Raw genomic sequence first — 19,970 nt, forward strand, 5'->3', positions numbered from 1 at the left:
GCCGCACGGCCGGAATCAGGCCTTGCCTTCGGCTTCCAGGTGGTAGCGGGTGACGCGTTCCACTTCGTTCTTGGAGCCCAGGATCACGGAGACGCGCTGGTGCAGTTTTTCGGGCTGCACGTCCATGATGCGCTGGTGGCCGTTGGTGGCGGCGCCGCCGGCCTGTTCGACCAGCATGGCCATCGGGTTGGCTTCATACATCAGGCGCAGCTTGCCGGGCTTTTCCGGCTCGCGCTTGTCCCACGGGTACATGAAGACGCCGCCGCGGGTCAGGATGCGGTGCACGTCGGCGACCATCGAGGCGACCCAGCGCATGTTGAAGTTCTTGCCGCGCGGGCCTTCTTCGCCGGCCAGGCATTCGTCGATATAGCGGCGCACGGGCGGGGCCCAGTGGCGCATGTTCGACATGTTGATGGCGAATTCCTTGGTGTCGTCCGGGATCGTCACGTTGGAGTGCGTCAGCACGAAGCTGCCTGCCTCGCGGTCCAGCGTGAACATGTGCACGCCGTTGCCGACAGTCAGCACCAGCGTGGTCTGCGGGCCGTAGACGGCGTAGCCGGCGGCGACCTGGTGGGTGCCGGGCTGCATGAAGTCGGCCTCGGTCACGGTCTGGCCCGGCTTGGGCATGTGCAGCACCGAGAAGATGGTGCCGATCGAGACGTTGACGTCGATGTTCGACGAGCCGTCCAGCGGGTCGAACATCAGCAGGTATTCGCCCTTCGGGTAGCGGTTGGGAATCTCGTAGAACGATTCCATCTCTTCCGACGCCATGGCGGCGAGGTGGCCGCCCCATTCGTTGGCATCGAGCAGCACTTCATTGGCGATCACGTCCAGCTTCTGCTGGGTTTCGCCCTGGACGTTGCCGGTGCCGGCCGAGCCCAGCACGCCCGCGAGGGCGCCCTTGCTGACGGCGTTCGAAATGGCCTTGCAGGCGCGCGCGACCACTTCGATCAGCAGCCGCAGTTCGGGCTGGATCGTGTTGTGCTTGCGCTGCTCCTCGACCAGGTAGCGGGTGAGGCTGATGCGAGTCATGGTTGGTTCTCCTTGGATGGCCGCAATTCTACATGCCCGGCCACGCAGGGCCGGGCAAAGGGGGCGTTGGCGTGCCGCCTTGTGTCATGCCTGCCGCTCAGGCGGCCAGCGCCTTGCCGACGATCTCGCGCACGTCGCGCGACAGCGTGGCGCTGGCCGCGACGCGTTCCAGTTCGGCGCGCATGCGGTCGCGCAGCGCCAGTTCGTACTTCTGCCAGCGGTCCATCACGCGCGCCAGGCGCGCCGCCACCTGCGGGTTGATGGCGTCGAGCGCCAGCACCTGGTCGGCCCAGAAGCGGTAGCCCGAGCCGTCCTGGGCGTGGAACTGCGCCGGGTTGCCGGAGCAGAAGCTGAAGATCAGCGAACGCGCGCGGTTGGGGTTGCGCAGGTTGAAGGCGGGGTGCTCCATCAGCGCGCGCACGGTGTCGATGGTGCGCTTGCCGGCGTGCGGGCCGACTTCACCGCGCTGCATGCCTTGCAGCGAGAACCATTTGTCGATCACCAGCGGGTCGTCCTCGAAGCGCTCGTAGAAGTCCGCCAGCGCGTGCTCGCGCCCGGGGGCGAAGCTGTTGACCAGCGCCGACAGCGCGGCGAAGCGGTCGGTCATGTTGTCGGCGTTCTGGTATTGCTGCTCGGCCAGCGCCTGCATCGCGGCATCGCCGCTGTCGGCCAGGTAGCCGAGCGCAAGGTTGCGCAGTGCGCGCCTGGCGGCGGATGCGGCATCGGGCGAGTAGGGGCCCGGCGTGGCGTTGCCCTCATAGGCGGCGAGCCAGTCGGCCTGCAGCGCGTGGGCCAGGCCTTCGCGCATGAACTGACGGGCGCGGTGGATGGCGGCGGGATCGGCCACGCCCATGCGCTCGGCCAGGTAGGCCTCGGCGGGCAGCACCAGCGCCTGCTCGCGGAAGGCGGGGTTGAGCGTGTCGTCGGTCAGCACGGCGCGCATGGCCTGCACCAGCGCGGGATCGAGCTTGAGCTCGCGCCCGGCCTGGACGTCGGCCACCAGTTGCAGCAGCGCACGCGTGGCCAGGCGCTGGCCGGCTTCCCAGCGGTTGAAGGCATCGCTGTCGTGCGATAGCTGGAAGGTCAGCTGCGCGTCGGTGTATTCGGCATCGACGATCACCGGTGCGGAGAAATTGCGCAGCAGCGAGGGCAGCGGCGCCTCGGCGCCGCGCGGCAGGTTGATGAAGCGCAAGCGCTGCTCGGCCTGCGTGAAGTCGAGCACGCGCGTGGTCGCTCCGGGCGTGCTTTCGCCTTCGAGCTGCAGCGGCAGGTCCTTGCCGTCTGCGCCAAGCAGCCCGAGTGCGAACGGGATATGGAAAGGCTGTTTCTCGGGCGTGCCGGCGCGGGTCTCGATGCCGACCTTGGGGCAGCGCTGCGACAGCGTCAGCGTGAGGCTGCCGTCGTCGCCGTTCCAGTCCGTGCGCGCGGTCACCACCGGCGTGCCGGCCTGGCTGTACCAGAGCCCGAACTGGCTCAGGTCGCGGCCGTTGGCATCGGCCATCGCCGCGCGGAAGTCGTCGCAGGTGACAGCCTGGCCGTCATGGCGCTGGAAGTACAGGTCCATGCCCTTGCGGAAGCCGTCGCGGCCGAGCAGGGTCTGGTACATGCGCACGACTTCGGCGCCCTTCTCGTACACGGTGACCGTGTAGAAGTTGTTGATCTCTTCGTAGCTGTCGGGGCGCACCGGGTGCGCCATCGGGCCGGCGTCCTCGGGAAACTGCACCTGGCGCAGTACGCGCACGTCCTCGATGCGCTTGACCGCGCGGCCGGATTCCGAGCCCATCATGTCGGCCGAGAACTCCTGGTCGCGGAACACCGTCAGGCCTTCCTTGAGCGAGAGCTGGAACCAGTCGCGACAGGTCACGCGGTTGCCGGTCCAGTTGTGGAAGTACTCATGGCCGACCACTGCCTCGATGTTGGCGAAGTCCGTGTCGGTGGCGGTCTGCGCGTTGGCCAGCACGTACTTGGTGTTGAAGATGTTCAGGCCCTTGTTCTCCATCGCGCCCATGTTGAAGTCGCCCACGGCGACGATCATGAAGCGGTCCAGGTCGAGTTCCAGCCCGAAGCGGCGCTCGTCCCAGCGGATCGAATGGATCAGCGAATCCATGGCGTGGCGCGTCTTGTCGAGGTCGCGCGCCTCGACCCAGACCTGCAGCAGCTTGTCCTTGCCGGAGGCGGACTGGATCCGTTCCTCGATGCATTCGAGCTTGCCCGCGACCAGCGCGAACAGGTAGGCCGGCTTGCGGAACGGGTCTTCCCACACGGCTTCGTGGCGGCCGTCGGGCAGTTCGCGCTGGCCCACCAGGTTGCCGTTGGACAGCAGCACCGGACAGGCGCCGCGGTCGGCGCGCAGCGTGACGCGGAAGGTCGCCATCACGTCGGGGCGGTCCAGGAAGTAGGTGATGCGGCGAAAGCCTTCGGCTTCGCACTGGGTGAAGAAGTTGCCGTTGGACACGTACAGGCCCGACAGTGTGGTATTGGCCGCGGGCTGGCATGCGGTGGTGATCTCGAGCGTGCCCTGCGCGGGCAGGGCGGGGATGGTCAGCGTGCCCGCATCCTGGGTCGCGTTGGCGACCGGCTTGCCGTCCAGGCTGACGCCGATCAGTTCGAGCTCCTCGCCGGCGAGCACCAGCGGTGCATCGGGCGCGCCGGCCTGGCGCGCGAAACGCAGCGTGCTGGTGACCACGGTGCGCTGGGGATCGAGGTCCAGCACCAGCTCGGCGTGGTCGATGGCGAACGGCGGCGGGGTATAGTCCTTGCGATAGACGGTAACGGGCGTGTCGGTGCGCAGCATGGAAAGATCCTGTCTTCGGAAGACCGTTAGGAAAAGGGGGCGGGCCATGTGCGCGGCAGCGAAGCATGGCGCTGAAGTCCTCATTGTAGCCAAGGGGTCGGGGCGCGGCCCGGCGCAGCACGGCATCGGCATGCTGCGGGGAATTCCGCGCCGGCGGCGTGGTCTCAGAGACACGTGGATATCCAGAGGAAAGCGAGGTGGCACTATGTGGCAGCGCGCAGGCGGTGTCGGCAATGCAGGAGCGGCAGGCCCGTGGCCGGGGCCGCGCAGGTGGTGGGGGACGATGGCGTTGCTGGCGGCGTTGCTGCTGTCAGGGTGCGCCAGCACCGTGGTGACCGATGTCACGGCGTTCCGCCAGCCCGGCTGGCAGGACGATGCACCGCGCACCTACAGCTTCGAGCGCAGCGCCGAGCAGGCGGCGCAACTGGACCGCCAGACCTATGAGCAGTGGCTGGCCGCGGCGCTGGCGGGGATCGGTTTCGAGCAGGTGCCGGCGAAACAGGCGCGCTATCGCGTCAGCATGGACTTCGACGCCGCGCCCGGCATCGTGCGCGTGGCCGAGACCGTTTACCCGGACCCGTGGTACGGCCCGTGGGGGCCGTACTGGGGGCCTGGCTACTACTATCCGTACGGGCCCTGGGGTCCGTGGGGCCCATGGGGGCCGGGCTACTGGCCGCCGCAGACCGTGGTGCGCGACGTGCCGGTGACGTTTGCCAGCCTGCGGGTGTATTTCAAGGATGTGGCCAGCGGCAAGCGGGTCTACCAGGTCACCGCGCAGAACCAGACCGAGAACGGCAGCCTGCCGGCGGTCATGCCCTACCTGATCCGCAGTGCCTTTACCGACTTCCCGGCCGAGAGCGGCCGTCCGCGCCGGGTGACGCTGGAGGTCGAGAAAAACGCAAAGTAGGGCGGCCGGGGCCAGCCGCGCCGTCCCGGCCAGGCGATGCGTGCGGATGCATGCAGTGGCATGCGTCTGGTCTGCATTGCATACGCAATGGTAAAAGCTGTTTAACTGGAATAATCCACCCAAAAAGCGGGCTGCAGGCGGGCTCTGGTGGTACTTTGCGCGGGCACGTGGGCTAGAATGGTTGCTCGATTTTTCCGGCCTGTCTGCCGGGATCGTCAGTTTCGCTGCCAGGCGTTGTCCTTCGCCGCCGGCCCGTATCCTGAGATTTCTCGATCGGGGCCGAGCCGGATCTTGGCGGGAGAGGGGCGTTTCCGGTCCGGGCCATTTTCCGGACGAGCCAATGAGCAGCAAGAATAGCGGTGATGCACCGCAACATGCCCCGAACAGTCCTGAAGCGCAACTGCGCCTCGCTGCGCTGGAATACCACCGCAGCCCCACCAAGGGAAAGATCCAGGTAACCGCGACCAAGGCGCTGTCCAACCAGCGCGACCTGTCGCTGGCCTACTCGCCGGGCGTGGCCTATGCCTGCGAGGAAATCGCCAAGGACCCCGCCACCGCCGCCGAGTACACCTCGCGCGCCAACCTGGTGGCCGTGGTCACCAACGGCACCGCCGTGCTGGGCCTGGGCGATATCGGCCCGCTGGCCGGCAAGCCGGTGATGGAAGGCAAGGGCTGCCTGTTCAAGAAGTTCGCCGGCATCGACGTGTTCGACATCGAGTTGGACGCGCGTGACCCGGACAAGATCGTCGAGATCGTTGCCGCGCTCGAGCCCACGCTGGGCGGCGTGAACCTGGAAGACATCAAGGCGCCGGAATGCTTCTACATCGAGCAGAAGCTGCGCGAGCGCATGAACATCCCCGTCTTCCACGACGACCAGCACGGCACCGCCATCATTTCGACTGCAGCGCTGCTGAACGGCCTGAAGATCGTGGGCAAGGACATTGCCAAGGTGAAGATGGCCGTATCGGGCGCCGGCGCGGCTGCGATTGCGTGCCTCGATACGATGGTGAGCCTCGGCGTGACGCGCGAGAACATCTCGGTGGTGGACTCGAAGGGCGTGATCTATGTGGGCCGCGACGCCAGCATGGAGGCCAACAAGGCCCGCTACGCGCAGGACACGTCGGCCCGCACGCTGGCGGATATCGTCAACGGCGCTGACGTCTTCCTGGGTTGCTCGACCGCCGGCGTGCTGACCGCCGAGATGGTCAAGACCATGGCCGACAAGCCCATCATCCTGGCGCTGGCCAACCCCGAGCCCGAGATCCGCCCGGAAGTGGCCAAGGCCGCGCGCCCCGACTGCATCATCGCCACCGGCCGTTCGGACTACCCGAACCAGGTCAACAACGTGCTGTGCTTCCCGTACATCTTCCGCGGCGCCCTGGATTGCGGCGCGACCAAGATCACGGAAGCGATGAAGCTGGCCTGCGTCAAGGCCATCGCCGAGCTGGCCGAGGCCGAGCTGAACGACGCCGTTGCCGCCGCCTACGGCGGCCGCGAGCTGAAGTTCGGCCCGGACTACATCATCCCGACCCCGTTCGACCAGCGCCTGATCGAGAAGATCGCGCCGGCGGTGGCCAAGGCCGCGGAGGAATCCGGCGTGGCCACGCGCCCGATCAAGGATCTCGAAGCGTATCGCCAGCAGCTGTCCACCTATGTCTATCACACCGGCCTGATCATGAAGCCGGTGTTCTCGGCCGCCAAGGCTGCGCCCAAGCGCGTCGCCTACGCCGAGGGCGAGGAAGAGCGCGTGCTGCGGGCCGTGCAGACCGTGGTGGACGAAGGGCTGGCGCGCCCCACCCTGATCGGCCGCCCGCACGTGATCCAGATGCGCATCGAGAAGGCCGGCCTGCGCCTCAAGGCCGGGGTGGATTTCGATCTGGTCAACCCGGAAGAAGACCCTCGCTATCGCGCCTACCATGAGGCCTACCATGCCGTGCGCGGCCGCGACGGCGTGACGCCGGACATGGCCAAGGTGGCGCTGCGCCGCTCCAACACGCTGATCGGCGCCATGCTGATGCACATGGGCGATGCCGATGCGCTGCTGTGCGGCACGGTGGGCCGCTTCGAGGCACACCTCGAGCACGTGCGCGACGTGATCGGCCTGGCGCCGGGCGCCAAGGTGTTCGCTGCGATGAACGCGCTGATGCTGGAAAAACATACGCTGTTCATCACCGACACCTTCGTCAATGACGATCCCACCGCCGACGAACTGGCCGCGATCACGCAACTGGCCGCTGAGGAAATCGCGCGTTTCGGCCTCGTTCCCAAGGTCGCGCTGATGTCGCACTCGATGTTCGGCTCCTCTACCCGTCCGTCGGCGCGCAAGATGCGCGAGGCTGCGGGGATCCTGGCCAAGGTGGCACCGCACCTGGAAGTGGAAGGCGAGATGCAGGGCGACGCTGCCCTGGACGAAGACGTGCGCCGCCACTTCCTGCCGTCGACCAAGCTGGCCGGCAGCGCCAACCTGCTGGTGATGCCGACGCTGGACGCCGCCAATATCGCCTTCAACCTGCTCAAGATCACGGGGGGGCAGGGCGTCACGGTGGGCCCGATCCTGCTGGGCGCAGCCAAGCCGGTGCATATCCTGAACCCGCAGGCCACTACACGACGTATCGTCAACATGACGGCTGTCGCTGTGGCAGAGAGCAACGCGGTGCGCTGATGCGCTGACAGGCGTCAGCCAAATATAAAAAGCCGGGTCTGATGATCCGGCTTTTTCTTTGATGCTGCCCCGCGGCAAGCGCGCAGGGCACGCTGCTGGTTCGGTGGCTATTGCAGCACGTTGTACTGCTCGCGCATTACGACAATGATCGACTTGGCCGCGGCGAGCTGCGTGCCCAGGTTGTCGACGGATTCTTGCGGGAAATCGACCTCGGCGCTCCAGTTGCATCCGGTATGGTCAGGCTGGTGCATTCGCACCGCATGCAGCTCGCATTCGCCGCACTCGGGGTTGTTGTCGAGGCACTGGTTCAGGATGGCCATCAGTTCGGAACGGGTCTTCGGATATCGCCGCATGTATCACCTCTCTCAATGTCGTTTTTGAGGTCCGGATCACCAATCTAGGTAGCGTGAAGGGGGGCTTCCAATTGAATCCACCTATGAAATGCCGGGTTTCGATCCATATTGCTCCGCGGCATGGAATGGCGCGGCGCAGCATTGCGGCGGCGGATTTTCGCACGATGTGATGCGAACGCGGCAATGAAAAAGCCCGCCGCAAGGGCGGGCTCCAGGACTGCCGGTGAGGCAGTTAGGTCATCAGAACTTGTGACGCACGCCCACGCCGAAGGTATCGCCGTGCTCGATGCCGGTGATCTTGTCGTAGTAGTACGCGGCGTAGACGTCGGTGCGCTTGGACAGGTTGTAGTCATAGGCGACGGCAAACGTGTTGCGCTTGAAGTCACCGATCGCGTTCTCGGTCTTGCCATAGGCGTAGGACGCCAGCACGTTCCCGGCGCCGACCGGCACCGAGGCGCCGACCTGACCGTTGGTGTGCTTGATGTCGCCGCTGGCGGCCGTGCTGGCCTTGGTCTTGATGTACTGGCCCTGGGCGAACAGCTTGACCACCTTGAAGTCGTACGTGATGCCGCCCAGGACAGCGTCCTGACGGCTGAGGCCTGCGCTCGACAGGTCGTCGGGAACCGCGTTGAAGCGGACTTGCTGGAACGCGACGGTCGCGGCGAACGGGCCGTTGAAGTACATCAGGTTGCCGCCCCACTTGTTCTGGCCCGCGGCACCTGCCTTCTCGCCTGCCGAGTAGATCAGGTTCGCGCTCAGGCCGCCGAAGTTCGGGGTGGAGTACAGCACCGCGTTGTTCCAGCCCGAGTCGCCGATGATGCCCGGATCCACCACACCATTGCTGGCGGCACCGAAGTAGGTGTGGAAGATGGTCGGTGAGAACACGTACGAGTCGACCAGGGGGTTGAACAGGATGGTCGAGATGAAGTACGGGGTCGTGTTGCGGCCCAGCTTCAACGTACCCAGCTTGTCATTCTGCAGGCCGACGTAAGCATTGCGGCTGAACATCGAGTCGCCGTTGAAGCGGCCGCTGTTGCCGCTGTCCGTGCGGAAGAACCCGTTCAGGTCGAAGATGGCCTTGGTGCCGCCGCCCAGGTCTTCGGTGCCCTTGATGCCCCAGTAGGACGTCTGCATACCGCCCGAGTTGGCCACCCATGCGCGCTCGCCCGAGCCCGGGCTCTTGACGCCGCCGACGAACATGTCAGCCTGGCCGTACAGCGTGACGCTGGACTGGGCCATGGCCGCGCCGGAAAAAAGGGTAGCCGCTACCGCCGCCAGCTTTAGTGCCGGCTTGTACTGCTTCTGCATTGTTAGACCTCCGTGGTTTTTTGATCCTGCTTGGGAACGTTGTGTACTGGGTCCCTGTCGGGTTCTTCTAATGTCTTGGTGCTTTTATTCGTGCCGCCTGGCCTGGGCTCGGTGATGGGTGGTGCATGGGGTGCCGGCGGCATCGGGTACAGCGTTTTTTGTTATACAGGTGACGCTTTTCTGCTCAGGCGGATACTAAGTCGTCAAGCCGGAACTGCGCAATGCGATGGATCTGGTTGATGCAGGTTTGCAACTCTTGCTGCGGCGTGTTTTCCAGGCGGCGTGCGAACTCCGAGATGATCCCGTGGCGGTCGTAGCCGCGCACGGCCAGGATGAACGGGAAGCCAAACTTCTGGTTGTAGGCCGCGTTGAGCGACTGCAGGCGGTCGAACTCCTCGGGCGTGCACAGGTTCAGGCCGGCGCCGCTTTGCTCGCGCGTGGATTCGGCGGTCAGCTCGCCGCGCACGGCGGCCTTGCCGGCCAGCTCCGGGTGGGCGCGCACCAGCTTGAGCTGGGCCGCCTCGCCGGCTTCATCGACCGCCTTGCGCAGTGCCTGCGCCAGCGCGGCGCCGTCGGCGAAGGGCCGTTGCGCGGCAGCGGCCTCGGCAAACCACGGCGAATGTTCGTAGATGCCGCCCAGCACCTGCACGAACTCCGCGACAGGCATGGTGTTGAGTTGGGCGATGGTGTAGGTCTGGCTCATGCTTGGTTCCGGGGGGTGTAGGGGTGGGTATCGGCCCAGTGGCGGGCGATGTCGACACGGCGGCAGATCCACACCTTGTCGTGACCCTGCACATAGTCGAGGAAGCGCTGCAGCGCGCGGAAGCGGCCCGGGCGGCCGAGCAGGCGGCAGTGCATGCCGATCGACAGCATCTTGGGGCTGTCCTGGCCGCTCGGGTCGCCTTCGTCGTACAGCACGTCGAACGCATCCTTCAGGTACTGGAAGAACTGTTCGCCGGTGTTGAACCCCTGTGGCGTGGCAAAGCGCATGTCGTTGGAGTCGAGCGTGTACGGCACCACCAGGTGCGGCTTCTTCTCGCCGCCGGTGACTTCCACCTCGGTCCAGAAGGGCAGGTCGTCGCCATAGTAGTCCGAGTCGTACAGCAGGCCGCCGTGCTCCACCACCAGGCGGCGCGTGTTGGGGCTGTCGCGGCCGGTGTACCAGCCCAGCGGCAGCTCGCCGGTCAGGTCCTTGATGATCTGCATGCCGATGCGCATGTGTTCGCGCTCGGTGGCTTCGTCGATGCCCTGGTAGTGGATCCAGCGCCAGCCGTGGCAGGCGATCTCATGGCCCAGTTCGACAAAGGCGCGGGTCAGTTCCGGATGGCGTTGCAGCGCCATCGATACGCCGAAGATGGTCAGCGGCAGGCCGCGGCGCTCGAACTCGCGCAGCAGGCGCCAGACGCCGGCGCGCGAGCCGTATTCATAGATGCCCTCCATGCTCATGTGGCGGTCGGGGTAGGCCGCGGCGCCGACGATCTCGGAGAGGAACTGCTCGGAGGCGGCGTCGCCGTGCAGCACGCAGTTTTCGCCGCCTTCTTCGTAGTTGAGGACGAACTGCAGCGCAACGCGCGCGCCGCCCGGCCAGCGGGCGTGCGGCGGCCGGGCACCGTATCCGATGAGATCGCGTGGATAGTTATCTTTTGTCATGTGTCTTTGCTTGCTTCAGGAAAACGCCCGGCACCGCAGCGCCGCCCGCAAGCGCCGACCATCACGCAATCAACGTGCCAGTCGTGCCGTCGGCGGTGCCGGATACATCGATACCGTTGCTTCGGTTACTCCGTGCCGTGCGAGTTGGCCGCGGCATTGCGCATGGCCTCTTCGCGCGACTGGATGCCGTTGTAGAACAGGTTCAGCGCCACGGCCACGATCGTGCCCAGCACGATGCCGCTGTGGGTGAACGGTCCGGTCCACTTCGGCAGGTACTGGAAGAAGGTCGGTGCCAGCGTCGGGATCATGCCGGCGCCGATCGAGATGGCGACGATGAACAGGTTGTGGCGGTTGCGGTTGAAATCGCACGAACCCAGGATGCGGATGCCGGTGGCGGCGACCATGCCGAACATCACGATGCCGGCGCCGCCCAGCACGAACTGCGGCACCGAGGCCACCACGTGGGCCATCTTCGGGAACAGGCCGAAGGCGATCAGGATGATGCCGCCGGCCGCCGCCACATAGCGCGAGCGCACGCCGGTCACGGTCACCAGGCCCACGTTCTGCGAGAACGAGGTGTACGGGAAGGTGTTGAAGATGCCGCCGATCACGGTGCCGAGGCCGTCGGCGCGCAGGCCGCGGGTCAGGTCCTCGTTGCTCAGCTTCTTGCCGGTGATGTCCGACAGGGCCAGGAACATGCCGGTGGACTCCACCAGTGTGATCAGCATGACGATGCACATCGAGAGGATGGCGGTCACTTCGAAGGTCGGCATGCCGAAGTGCAGCGGCGTGATGACAGCGACGAAGCTGGCTTCATCCAGGCCCTCGAACGACACCTTGCCCATGGCCATCGCCACCAGCGTGCCGGCGATGATGCCCAGCAGCACTGCGCAGTTGGCCACCAGGCCGCGGCCGTACTTGGTCAGCAGCAGGATGATCAGCAGCGTCAGGCCGGCAATGCCGAGGTTGGCCAGGTCGCCGTAGGCGAGGTTGGGCACCTCCTTGACCACGCCGTCGATCACGGCGCGGGTGGTGGGCTGGCCGCCGGCCGCCCAGTTGATGCCCACGCGCATCAGCGACACGCCGATCAGCGTGATCACCGTGCCGGTAACGACCGGCGGGAACAGCCCCAGCATGCGCCCCATCATCGGCGCAATCAGGATGCCGAAGATCCCCGAGGCGATCACCGCGCCATAGATGCCGAGCAGGCCGACATTGGGATCGGTGCCGATGGCGATCATCGGCGCCACCGAGGCGAAGGTCACGCCCATCATCACCGGCAGGCGGATACCGAACTTCCAGAAACCAAAGGCCTGGATCAGCGTGGCCAGGCCCGCGGCGAACAGGTCGGCGTTGATCAGGAACGCCAGCTGGTCCTTGGGCAGCTTGAGCGCGCCACCCACGATCAGGGGCACGGCAACCGTGCCGGCGTACATCACCAGAACGTGCTGCAACCCGAGCGCGAGCAGGCGCCCGGAGGGCAAACGCTCGTTGGTGAGGTCCGTCGGGACCGTGGTGCTTGCGGAATTCATTGGTGCGTCTCCTCTCCTTTGGTTTGATGGGAACACCACTGCCATGGCGCCGGTCCTGGATCCCGGAAGGTCTCCGGACCGTTATCTGCCTGTCGTCTCAGCACTCTCGTTTGTGAGCCGGGTGCTGTTTGCCGACCGGGTCTGGCCTTGTACCTGGGGGCAGGGGCGGGAACACCGTGCTAGGTGGAGCGGCCTAGTACGCTGCGAAGATCAAAGTTGCCCGGCTCGTCCGGCTGCACGCGGTCGGCGCAGGCGCCAAGGTGGTGCGCCATGCGCGACTGGGCCAGCGCGGCATTGCCCTGTTCGAGTGCGTCGAGGATCTCTTCGTGTTCATCGAACGAACAGGCGTTGTTGCCCGGGGCTTCCACGCTGGCGATCATCAGCGTGGTGCGCGACACCAGCCGGCGCATCATGTTGACCAGCAGCGCGTTGCCCGACAGTTCCGCCAGGGCCGTATGGAACTCGGCGGACAGGCGGATCCATTTGGGCCGGTCATGGGTGAGAAAGGCCTGGCGCTCGCTGGCCACCATCCGGCGCAGCGGCGCGATCACGGTCTTGACGTCGGGCATGCCGGCAAGCTTTTCCAGCACCGCGCGTTCCAGCATCTGGCGCAGCTCGAACATGTCGTGCGCCTCGTCGGTGGAGGGGCTGGCGATAAAGGCGCCGCGGTTGGGTTCGAGATCGACCATGCCGTCGGCGGCCAGGTGCGACAGCACCTTGCGCACCGTGTGCCGCGCGGTGGCATAGATCTCGCAAAGGGAATGCTCGGTCAGCTTGGTGCGCGGCGGCAGCCGGTGCTCCATGATCGCGTCGTAGATCTCGTGATACATGCGCTCTTCGACCGAGCCCTTGCGTGCGGGCTTGGCCGGCTTGCCCGCTTGGATCTCAGTCAGCTCGGCGTCGGCCTTGGTTTCGGCGTTGGCGGCAATCAGCTTCAGGCTCTTGGACATCGTGGCACCAGCAGTCAGACGGGGGCACCGCAAATCCTGGACATCAGGCCGCGGTGATCCAAAAATTGTTGACAATTATTTGGTTACTGCTTCAATATTGTCAACAAAACCGACTCAGGTTTTCGACAACTAAGGGAAATCCCTGAGTTGCCAACCGGGTAGGTGCAGGCGCATTGTCGCCACGCACCACCCAGCGCCGGGATGCGTTACCAGACGTACCGAGCGGGCACCATTGCCACAAATGGTGCTAGTGAAGGCAGCGGCGCCCCTCACAACCCAATCGCCTAAGGAAAAACACGATGGGACGCTTGACCACACACGTACTCGACACCGCTGCCGGCACGCCCGGCAAGGGCATGTCGGTTACCCTTCATAAGATTGTCGACAATCGCCGTGAAACCCTGAAGACAGTCGTGACCAACCACGACGGCCGATGCGACCAGCCGCTGCTGGAAGGCGCGGACTTTGCCGTTGGCGTGTATGAGCTGGAATTCGCTGCGGGCGACTACTTCCGCGCGCAAGGCACGAAGCTGCCCGAGCCGGCTTTCCTGGACGTGGTGCCCCTGCGCTTCGGTATTGCCGATGTCAACGCGCACTACCACGTGCCCCTCCTGGTTTCGCCCTGGTCGTACTCGACCTACCGCGGCAGCTGACGCGGTGGCATAGGGAAACAGGAGACAAGACATGGAAGGCTACATTCTCGACTGGGCCAATCTGCTGCTGCGCTGGGTGCACGTCATCACGGCGATCGCGTGGATCGGCTCCTCGTTCTATTTCGTCTGGCTCGATAACAGCCTGACCCGCCCCACCGATGCTGACCTGCAGGAGAAGGGCGTCGGCGGCGAGCTGTGGGCCGTGCACGGCGGCGGTTTCTATAACCCGCAGAAATACCTGACCGCGCCCAAGACGCTGCCAGAGAACCTGCACTGGTTCTACTGGGAGTCGTATTCCACGTGGATGACCGGCTTCGGCCTGCTGGTGGTGCTGTACCTGTTCAACGCCAGCACGTTCCTGATCGACAAGAACGTCTACGACATGTCGCCTGGCGCGGCGGTCGGCCTGGCACTGTCCTACCTGGCCGCGGGCTGGGTGGTCTATGACGTGATCTGCCGCGTGTTCGGCAAGAGCGACAAGACCGTGGGCGTGCTGGTGGCGATCTACGTGGCCGTGGCTGCCTACGTGGCGTGCCACCTGTTCTCTGGCCGTGCGGCGTTCCTGCTGACCGGCGCGATGATCGCCACCATCATGAGCGCCAACGTGCTGGTGTGGATCATCCCGGGCCAGCGCAAGGTGGTTGCCGCGCTGCGCGCAGGCCAGCCGGTCGATCCGGTCCATGGCAAGAACGCCAAGCAGCGCAGCGTGCACAACACGTACTTCACGCTGCCGGTGCTGTTCGCGATGCTGTCGAACCACTACAGCATGACCTACAGCTACAAGTACAACTGGGCCGCGCTGATCCTGATCATGCTGGCCGGTGTGCTGATCCGCCAGTTCTTCATCCTGAAGCACAAGGGCAAGATCAACGTGGCCTGGCCCGCAGCCGGCGTTGCCGTGCTGGCCGTGGTCGCCGTGATGATCGCGCCGCAACCGCGCCCGGCCGTGGCCAAGGCAGAAGGCGGCGAAGCCGCTGCCACCGCCGTCAGCTTTGCCAAGGTGCAGGAAGTGGTGAATGCCCGCTGCGTGCAATGCCACGCCCAGCAGCCGAAGATGATGCCGACCGCAGCCAAGGGCATCAAGCTCGACACCGCGGAAGACATCAAGGCCCACGCCCAGCTGATCTATCAGCAGGCCGTGCAGCAGAAGGCGATGCCGCTGGGCAACGTGACGCAGATCACCGACGACGAGCGCGCCCTGCTGGGGCAGTGGTTCGAAGGCGGCGCCAAGACCACCAACTAAGGGTGGCCTGATCTGAAATGCATCAGGGCCGGCGCGTGCAGCCGGCCCGCGAAATCCGAGCATCGGTGATCGACGGTCCGGAGGGTTGTGCAGTTGGCAACCGTCAGTACCGGACCGGCGAGGGTTTGAACGGGGCCTTGTGCCCCGTTTTTTTTGGCGACTTATCCGCCGATATTCAGCAACGCCAGCACCCCCAGCACCAGGAAGATCCCCGCCGCGATCTTGTGCACCAGCCCGATCGGCATCTTGTTGGCAAACTTGTCGCCAAGCAGGACCGCCGGTGCATTGGCGACCATCATGCCGAAGGTCGTGCCGGCCACCACGGGAATCACCGCATCGCTGAAGCGCGCGGCCAGCGCCACGGTGGCGATCTGGGTCTTGTCGCCCATCTCGGCAAAGAAAAAGGCCACGATGGTGGTGCCGAGGATGCCGAGGGCGCCCTTGACCGGCTTGGCCTGTTCGGCGTCGTCGAGTTTGTCGGGGATCAGCATCCATCCCGCCATCGCGATAAAGCCCAGGCCCAGGATCCAGCGCAGCAGGCTTTCGCCCAGCACATGCGTGATCCAGCCGCCGAGCGCGCCGGCAAAGCCGTGATTGAACAGTGTGGCGATCAGGATGCCGAGGATGATGGGAACGGGCTTGCGGTAGCGCGCGGCCAGCACCAGCGACAGCAGCTGCGTCTTGTCGCCCATTTCAGCGAGGGCGACGATGCCTGTGGAGACGAGGAAGGCTTCCATATTGGTCTTGTGGGGTAACCGGGCCGCAATGCATCGCGAGATGCCAATGACGCACACCTTTCCCGGCCCGGCCAGAAAGGTATGGTCATCGGTCTCGCCAGGCTGGACGCTGCCGGGGCCGTATCAGTACGGCCAGGCGGGTCCGGAGCTGCGCACGCCATAACCGCAAGCGGTCAAGTCTGTTGACGTACGCCCCTGTCTCCCGGAGTCCGCATTGCGCGGCGCGGTGAGGGCAGGGCGGCTACTCCCCAATGGAAGCGGCGATTATACCGGCAGCGGCGGCAAGCGTCCACCTGCCGCCCGCCACAAGGGCTGCACCCTCAGGCCGGTACAGGCGCGTTGTCGCTGGTCTGCCGGCCGCGGAAATCGGTCCAGCACAGCGCCTTGAAGTCATAGAGCTTGCAGCGGCGCGCGGTGTCGAAATACCAGCGCCAGGAGAAGTTCTCGATGATGATGCGGCCCGGCAGTGCGTGTTCCAGCAGTGCCTGGGCGCGCTTGAGACGGTACAGCGGCACGCTCATGTCGACGTGGTGCGCGGTGTGTTCCATGATGTGGTGCAGCGCCGCGCCGATGCCGTGGCGGAAGCGCAGATGCACGGTGGTCGAGACAAAGGGCTGCGCCTTGGCCCACATCGCCTTGGTGTCGTACCAGGCGACGCTGGTGTGGGTGTGGTGCACATACAGCACGAAGCCGACGGTGACGTTCCACACCAGGAAGGGCAGCACGAAGCCGGCGCCGATGAGCATCCAGACGGACTGGTCCGTGGCCAGCGCAAGGCCGGCCAGCGCGCCGGTCCAGGCGAGCCCGAAACCGGCCACCAGCACACAGTCGCCAGTGAAGATCGGGCGGCGCGTGGCCATCTGGCGCTTGCTGGGGAAGAACATCTTGCACCACCAGATCTCCACCAGGTAGTACAGGCCAGGGCCGAAGCCGGTGCGGTAGATGCGCTCCATCACGCGGCGCCAGCGCGGCAGCGCGTTGAATTCTTCCAGCGAGTAGGGCGCCCAGACGAAGTCGAAGCCCTTCAGGTTCGTGTAGCCGTGGTGCACCACGTTGTGGCCGACTTCCCACAGGCTGTACGGCGTCAGCGAGGGCAGGAAGGTGAGCCGGCCCAGCCACTTGTTCAGGCCGCGGCGCGGGGTCAGGCTCTGGTGGCAGGCATCGTGGCCGATGATAAACAGGCGCGCGATCAACAACCCGGCCAGCACGCCCAATGCCAGCTTGGCGGCCCAGTGCGGCGCGAGCACCACGCCGGCCAGCACGGCGCCGAACAGCAGGTAGTCGAAAGCGAACAGCATCAGCGCGCGCGGCGTGCTTTGCTGGCCGAGCGGGATCAGCCAGCCGCGGATGATCTTGCGCGAGGGCAGCGGCGCGTCTGGCGCGATCGGTTCCGGCAAGGGCGCGCCATGCGGGGCGCGCGCGCGCGCAGGGATAGCGTGCCCGGGGGCAGGATCAGCGGATTGATAAGCAGTCATGCAAAACCTTCTGATTGCGGTCGATGTGTGTCGGTGCGCGGCTAGTCAGGACGGCCGCGGCGGAACCGCAAGATTAGAAGGCTTTGTCGGAGACAGTCTTGACGGTCGTCAAGCCGGTGGGACGGGGTAAGCGGTAAAAGCGCGCCCGCCGCGTGACGGCGGGCGGCTGCAAGCGGAGAGTGACGGATCAGGCGGCCGGCACGTGGGCGGCCTCGCCCATCACATAGACGCTGTCGATGACGCGGTCGTCGCCCAGCATGGCAAAGGCGAACAGTTCTTCTTCCAGCGTTTCCGAGCGGTTGCTGCGGCGGGCGATCAGCGGCGTGGCCTTGGGGTCCAGCACGATGAAGTCGGCCTCGCAGCCTTCGCCGAAGCTGCCGACGCGGTCAGTCCAGCCCAGTGCCTCGGCCGCGGCGCGGGTGGCCAGGTAGAACATGCGCAGGGCGGTCAGGTAGTAGCCGCCCATGCGCGCCACCTTGTGCGCCGCGTTCATGGTGCGGAACATCGAGAACGAGGTGCCGCCACCGACGTCGGTGGCCAGCGTCACGTTCAGGCGGTGGGCGTCGGACTGGTGGAAGTCATAGAAGCCGCTGCCCAGGAACAGGTTGGAGGTGGGGCAGTGCGCCACCGCGGCGCCGCTGTCGGCCAGGCGCCGGCGGTCGTCCTGGTCCAGGTAGATGGCGTGGCCGTACATCGCGCCCGGGCGCAGCAGGCCGTAGCGGTCGTACACGTCCAGGTAGCTGCGCGCGTCCGGGAACAGCTCGGCCACCCATTTGACCTCGTCGCGGTTCTCGGCCACGTGGGTCTGGATGAAAGCGTCCGGGTAGGCGCGCGCCAGTTCGCCGCAGGCGGCCAGTTGCGCCTCGGTCGAGGTCGGGGCAAAGCGCGGCGTGATGGCGTAGGCCAGGCGTCCCTTGTTATGCCAGCGCGACAGCAGGTCGGCGGAGTCCCGGGCGCCGGTCTCGGCGGTATCGCGCAGGAATTCCGGGCAATTGCGGTCCATCATCACCTTGCCCGTGACCATGCGCAGGTTGCGCGCCTCGCTTTCGGCAAAGAGGGCCTCGGCCGAGGCTTTGTGCACCGTGCTCCAGACCACCGCGCTGGTGGTGCCGTTGCGCAGCAGTTCCTCGGTGAAGAAGCCGGCCACGCCGCGTGCGTAGTCGGGGTCGGCGAAGCGGCGCTCTTCGGGGAAGGTGTAGGTGTCGAGCCAGTGCAGCAGGCCCGGCGACGGCGACGCGATCATGTCGGTCTGCGGGTAGTGCACGTGGGTGTCGATAAAGCCGGGCACGATCAGCTTGCCGCGGTGGTCGACGATCTCGGCCTCAGCCGGGATGCGCGCGGCCAGCTGCGTATAGTCGCCGGCGGCGGCGATGCGCCCGTTGGTGACGATCAGCACCCCGTCGTCCCAATACTGATACGCGTCCTCATGGAATTGCGGATCGCGCAGGAAATGCAGCACGCGGCCGCGAATGGCACGGGTGAGGGAGTCAGTCTTGGGGTTGGTCGTCATGGTTTGTCTCTTGTGGCCGGCCCGCGCGGAACCGCAGGGTTCAAGCAGCAGGCCGGGCTATTGGCATGCGCCGCGCTCAGGCCGCCGGGGCCGTTGCGGGCGGGGACTTGGGCGGGCTCGACCAGAAGTGGTCGACTTCCGCCAGGAATTCAGCCTTCTGCATGGCAGGCAGGAAGGCCGCTTCAAAGCTGTTGCGGGCAAGCTTGTGGGCATCGGCCGCGTCCAGCGGCAGCGCGTCGAAGGTGGCTTCCCAGTTGGCGTTCATATAGCCGCCGAAGTAGGCCGGATCGTCCGAATGCAGCGTGATCACCACGCCGGCATCGAGCATGCGCTTGAGCGGGTGGTCACGCAGGTCCGGGTAGACCTTGAGCTTGACGTTCGACAGCGGGCACACGGTCAGCGCCACGCGCTCGCGCGCCAGGCGTTCCACCAGCGCGGGGTCGTCGATGGCGCGCACGCCGTGGTCGATGCGCTGCGCCTTGAGGATGTCGAGGGCGTCGGTGACGTATTGCGCCGGGCCTTCCTCGCCCGCATGGGCGACCAGGTGCAGGCCCAGCTCGCGCGCCTTGGCGAACACGCGCGCGAACTTCTCGGGCGGGTTGCCTTGCTCGGACGAGTCCAGGCCCACGCCGACAAAGCGGTCCCGGTAGGGCAGCGCCGCTTCCAGCGTGGCGAAGGCGTCTTCCTCCGGCAAATGGCGCAGGAAGCACAGGATCAGGCTGCTGGAGAAGTCATACTCGGTACGCGCCTGCGCCAGGGCATCGGCGATGCCGTCGATCACCACGCCGATGGGCACGCCGCGCGCGGTATGGGTCTGCGGGTCGAAGAAGATCTCGGCGTGGCGGACGTTGTCGGCGACCGCGCGCTTGACGTAGGCCATGGTCATGTCGAAGAAATCTTCCTCGGTCAGCAGCACGCTGGCGCCGGCGTAGTAGATGTCCAGGAACGACTGCAGGTCGGTGAAGGCGTAGGCGGCGCGCAGCGCCTCGACGCTGGGGTAGGGCAGCGCAACCTGGTTGCGCTGTGCCAGCCGGAAGATCAGTTCCGGCTCTAGCGTGCCTTCGATATGCACATGCAGTTCGGCCTTGGGAGTGCGGCGGATCTGTTCCGCGAGCGCGGCATCGATGGTCATGGGGGCCTCGTTTCTGGGCATTTCTGTGCCTG

General features: G+C 65.9%; 16 protein-coding genes and 1 riboswitch. Of the genes, 4 read left to right on the plus strand and 12 right to left on the minus strand.

Annotated features, from left to right (window positions below; all coding sequences use genetic code 11):
* Positions 1–15: 15 nt before the first annotated feature.
* Together A3A5_RS0124610 and pepN are read right to left on the minus strand one after the other, a co-directional pair.
* Positions 16–1,032, minus strand: a complete 1,017-nt coding sequence (locus A3A5_RS0124610; RefSeq protein ID WP_013955968.1) for a class 1 fructose-bisphosphatase — start codon at positions 1,030–1,032, stop codon at positions 16–18.
* Between the two features lie 97 nt (positions 1,033–1,129).
* Positions 1,130–3,826 (minus strand): aminopeptidase N, encoded by a 2,697-nt coding sequence (pepN, locus tag A3A5_RS0124615; RefSeq protein ID WP_018313152.1) that lies wholly within the window; start codon positions 3,824–3,826, stop codon positions 1,130–1,132.
* A gap of 283 nt (positions 3,827–4,109) precedes the next feature.
* Here pepN and A3A5_RS0124620 point away from each other — a divergent pair, with 283 nt between their 5' ends.
* Together A3A5_RS0124620 and A3A5_RS0124625 are read left to right on the plus strand one after the other, a co-directional pair.
* The gene (locus tag A3A5_RS0124620) at positions 4,110–4,733 is read left to right on the plus strand and encodes a DUF4136 domain-containing protein (protein WP_018313153.1); all 624 of its coding nucleotides are present in this window, start codon (positions 4,110–4,112) and stop codon (positions 4,731–4,733) included.
* A 340-nt stretch (positions 4,734–5,073) separates the two neighbouring features.
* Complete coding sequence (locus A3A5_RS0124625) at positions 5,074–7,395, plus strand: NADP-dependent malic enzyme (RefSeq protein ID WP_018313154.1); 2,322 nt, start codon at positions 5,074–5,076, stop codon at positions 7,393–7,395.
* 107 nt (positions 7,396–7,502) lie between these two features.
* Here A3A5_RS0124625 and A3A5_RS0124630 read toward each other — a convergent pair whose 3' ends face one another.
* The 6 genes from A3A5_RS0124630 to A3A5_RS0124655 form a co-directional block, all read right to left on the minus strand.
* Positions 7,503–7,748: a hypothetical protein gene (locus tag A3A5_RS0124630; protein ID WP_010809178.1), complete on the minus strand. Its 246-nt coding sequence runs from the start codon at positions 7,746–7,748 to the stop codon at positions 7,503–7,505.
* 240 nt (positions 7,749–7,988) lie between these two features.
* Positions 7,989–9,056, minus strand: coding sequence for a porin (locus tag A3A5_RS0124635; protein WP_018313155.1), 1,068 nt, complete (start codon positions 9,054–9,056; stop codon positions 7,989–7,991).
* A 184-nt stretch (positions 9,057–9,240) separates the two neighbouring features.
* Complete coding sequence (uraD, locus tag A3A5_RS0124640) at positions 9,241–9,759, minus strand: 2-oxo-4-hydroxy-4-carboxy-5-ureidoimidazoline decarboxylase (protein WP_018313156.1); 519 nt, start codon at positions 9,757–9,759, stop codon at positions 9,241–9,243.
* The gene (puuE, locus tag A3A5_RS0124645; RefSeq protein WP_018313157.1) at positions 9,756–10,706 is read right to left on the minus strand and encodes an allantoinase PuuE; all 951 of its coding nucleotides are present in this window, start codon (positions 10,704–10,706) and stop codon (positions 9,756–9,758) included. Before puuE ends, uraD begins: the two co-directional genes overlap by 4 nt.
* Before the next feature lie 125 nt (positions 10,707–10,831).
* Positions 10,832–12,238, minus strand: a complete 1,407-nt coding sequence (locus A3A5_RS0124650; protein ID WP_010809173.1) for a nucleobase:cation symporter-2 family protein — start codon at positions 12,236–12,238, stop codon at positions 10,832–10,834.
* Between the two features lie 179 nt (positions 12,239–12,417).
* Positions 12,418–13,188 (minus strand): GntR family transcriptional regulator, encoded by a 771-nt coding sequence (locus tag A3A5_RS0124655; RefSeq protein ID WP_018313158.1) that lies wholly within the window; start codon positions 13,186–13,188, stop codon positions 12,418–12,420.
* 299 nt (positions 13,189–13,487) lie between these two features.
* Between A3A5_RS0124655 and uraH the strand changes: the two genes are divergently transcribed.
* Both uraH and A3A5_RS0124665 read left to right on the plus strand, forming a co-directional pair.
* Positions 13,488–13,841, plus strand: a complete 354-nt coding sequence (gene uraH, locus A3A5_RS0124660; protein ID WP_018313159.1) for a hydroxyisourate hydrolase — start codon at positions 13,488–13,490, stop codon at positions 13,839–13,841.
* Between the two features lie 31 nt (positions 13,842–13,872).
* Complete coding sequence (locus tag A3A5_RS0124665; RefSeq protein ID WP_018313160.1) at positions 13,873–15,084, plus strand: urate hydroxylase PuuD; 1,212 nt, start codon at positions 13,873–13,875, stop codon at positions 15,082–15,084.
* Between the two features lie 161 nt (positions 15,085–15,245).
* Here A3A5_RS0124665 and A3A5_RS0124670 read toward each other — a convergent pair whose 3' ends face one another.
* The 4 genes from A3A5_RS0124670 to A3A5_RS0124685 form a co-directional block, all read right to left on the minus strand.
* A complete protein-coding gene (locus A3A5_RS0124670) occupies positions 15,246–15,821 on the minus strand; it encodes a TMEM165/GDT1 family protein (RefSeq protein ID WP_018313161.1) in 576 nt (191 codons plus the stop codon).
* 65 nt (positions 15,822–15,886) lie between these two features.
* Positions 15,887–16,089: riboswitch (yybP-ykoY riboswitch) on the minus strand.
* A 52-nt stretch (positions 16,090–16,141) separates the two neighbouring features.
* Positions 16,142–17,296, minus strand: a complete 1,155-nt coding sequence (locus A3A5_RS0124675; RefSeq protein ID WP_026201091.1) for a fatty acid desaturase — start codon at positions 17,294–17,296, stop codon at positions 16,142–16,144.
* 187 nt (positions 17,297–17,483) lie between these two features.
* Complete coding sequence (gene guaD, locus A3A5_RS0124680; RefSeq protein ID WP_018313163.1) at positions 17,484–18,806, minus strand: guanine deaminase; 1,323 nt, start codon at positions 18,804–18,806, stop codon at positions 17,484–17,486.
* Positions 18,807–18,882: 76 nt separating this feature from the next.
* A complete protein-coding gene (locus A3A5_RS0124685) occupies positions 18,883–19,938 on the minus strand; it encodes an adenosine deaminase (protein WP_018313164.1) in 1,056 nt (351 codons plus the stop codon).
* Positions 19,939–19,970: the final 32 nt, after the last annotated feature.

The organism is Cupriavidus sp. UYPR2.512, assembly GCF_000379565.1.
Classification (GTDB): domain Bacteria; phylum Pseudomonadota; class Gammaproteobacteria; order Burkholderiales; family Burkholderiaceae; genus Cupriavidus.

Excerpts from the sequence above, each read along its gene's own strand:
- A3A5_RS0124650 (WP_010809173.1), bottom strand. The coding sequence starts at position 12,238 with ATGAATTCCGCAAGCACCACGGTCCCGACGGACCTCACCAACGAGCGT.
- A3A5_RS0124620 (WP_018313153.1), top strand. The coding sequence starts at position 4,110 with ATGGCGTTGCTGGCGGCGTTGCTGCTGTCAGGGTGCGCCAGCACCGTG.
- uraD (WP_018313156.1), bottom strand. The coding sequence starts at position 9,759 with ATGAGCCAGACCTACACCATCGCCCAACTCAACACCATGCCTGTCGCG.
- A3A5_RS0124630 (WP_010809178.1), bottom strand. The coding sequence starts at position 7,748 with ATGCGGCGATATCCGAAGACCCGTTCCGAACTGATGGCCATCCTGAAC.
- A3A5_RS0124665 (WP_018313160.1), top strand. The coding sequence starts at position 13,873 with ATGGAAGGCTACATTCTCGACTGGGCCAATCTGCTGCTGCGCTGGGTG.
- A3A5_RS0124675 (WP_026201091.1), bottom strand. The coding sequence starts at position 17,296 with ATGACTGCTTATCAATCCGCTGATCCTGCCCCCGGGCACGCTATCCCT.
- A3A5_RS0124610 (WP_013955968.1), bottom strand. The coding sequence starts at position 1,032 with ATGACTCGCATCAGCCTCACCCGCTACCTGGTCGAGGAGCAGCGCAAG.
- A3A5_RS0124635 (WP_018313155.1), bottom strand. The coding sequence starts at position 9,056 with ATGCAGAAGCAGTACAAGCCGGCACTAAAGCTGGCGGCGGTAGCGGCT.
- A3A5_RS0124655 (WP_018313158.1), bottom strand. The coding sequence starts at position 13,188 with ATGTCCAAGAGCCTGAAGCTGATTGCCGCCAACGCCGAAACCAAGGCC.
- guaD (WP_018313163.1), bottom strand. The coding sequence starts at position 18,806 with ATGACGACCAACCCCAAGACTGACTCCCTCACCCGTGCCATTCGCGGC.
- A3A5_RS0124685 (WP_018313164.1), bottom strand. The coding sequence starts at position 19,938 with ATGACCATCGATGCCGCGCTCGCGGAACAGATCCGCCGCACTCCCAAG.
- puuE (WP_018313157.1), bottom strand. The coding sequence starts at position 10,706 with ATGACAAAAGATAACTATCCACGCGATCTCATCGGATACGGTGCCCGG.
- A3A5_RS0124625 (WP_018313154.1), top strand. The coding sequence starts at position 5,074 with ATGAGCAGCAAGAATAGCGGTGATGCACCGCAACATGCCCCGAACAGT.
- uraH (WP_018313159.1), top strand. The coding sequence starts at position 13,488 with ATGGGACGCTTGACCACACACGTACTCGACACCGCTGCCGGCACGCCC.
- pepN (WP_018313152.1), bottom strand. The coding sequence starts at position 3,826 with ATGCTGCGCACCGACACGCCCGTTACCGTCTATCGCAAGGACTATACC.
- A3A5_RS0124670 (WP_018313161.1), bottom strand. The coding sequence starts at position 15,821 with ATGGAAGCCTTCCTCGTCTCCACAGGCATCGTCGCCCTCGCTGAAATG.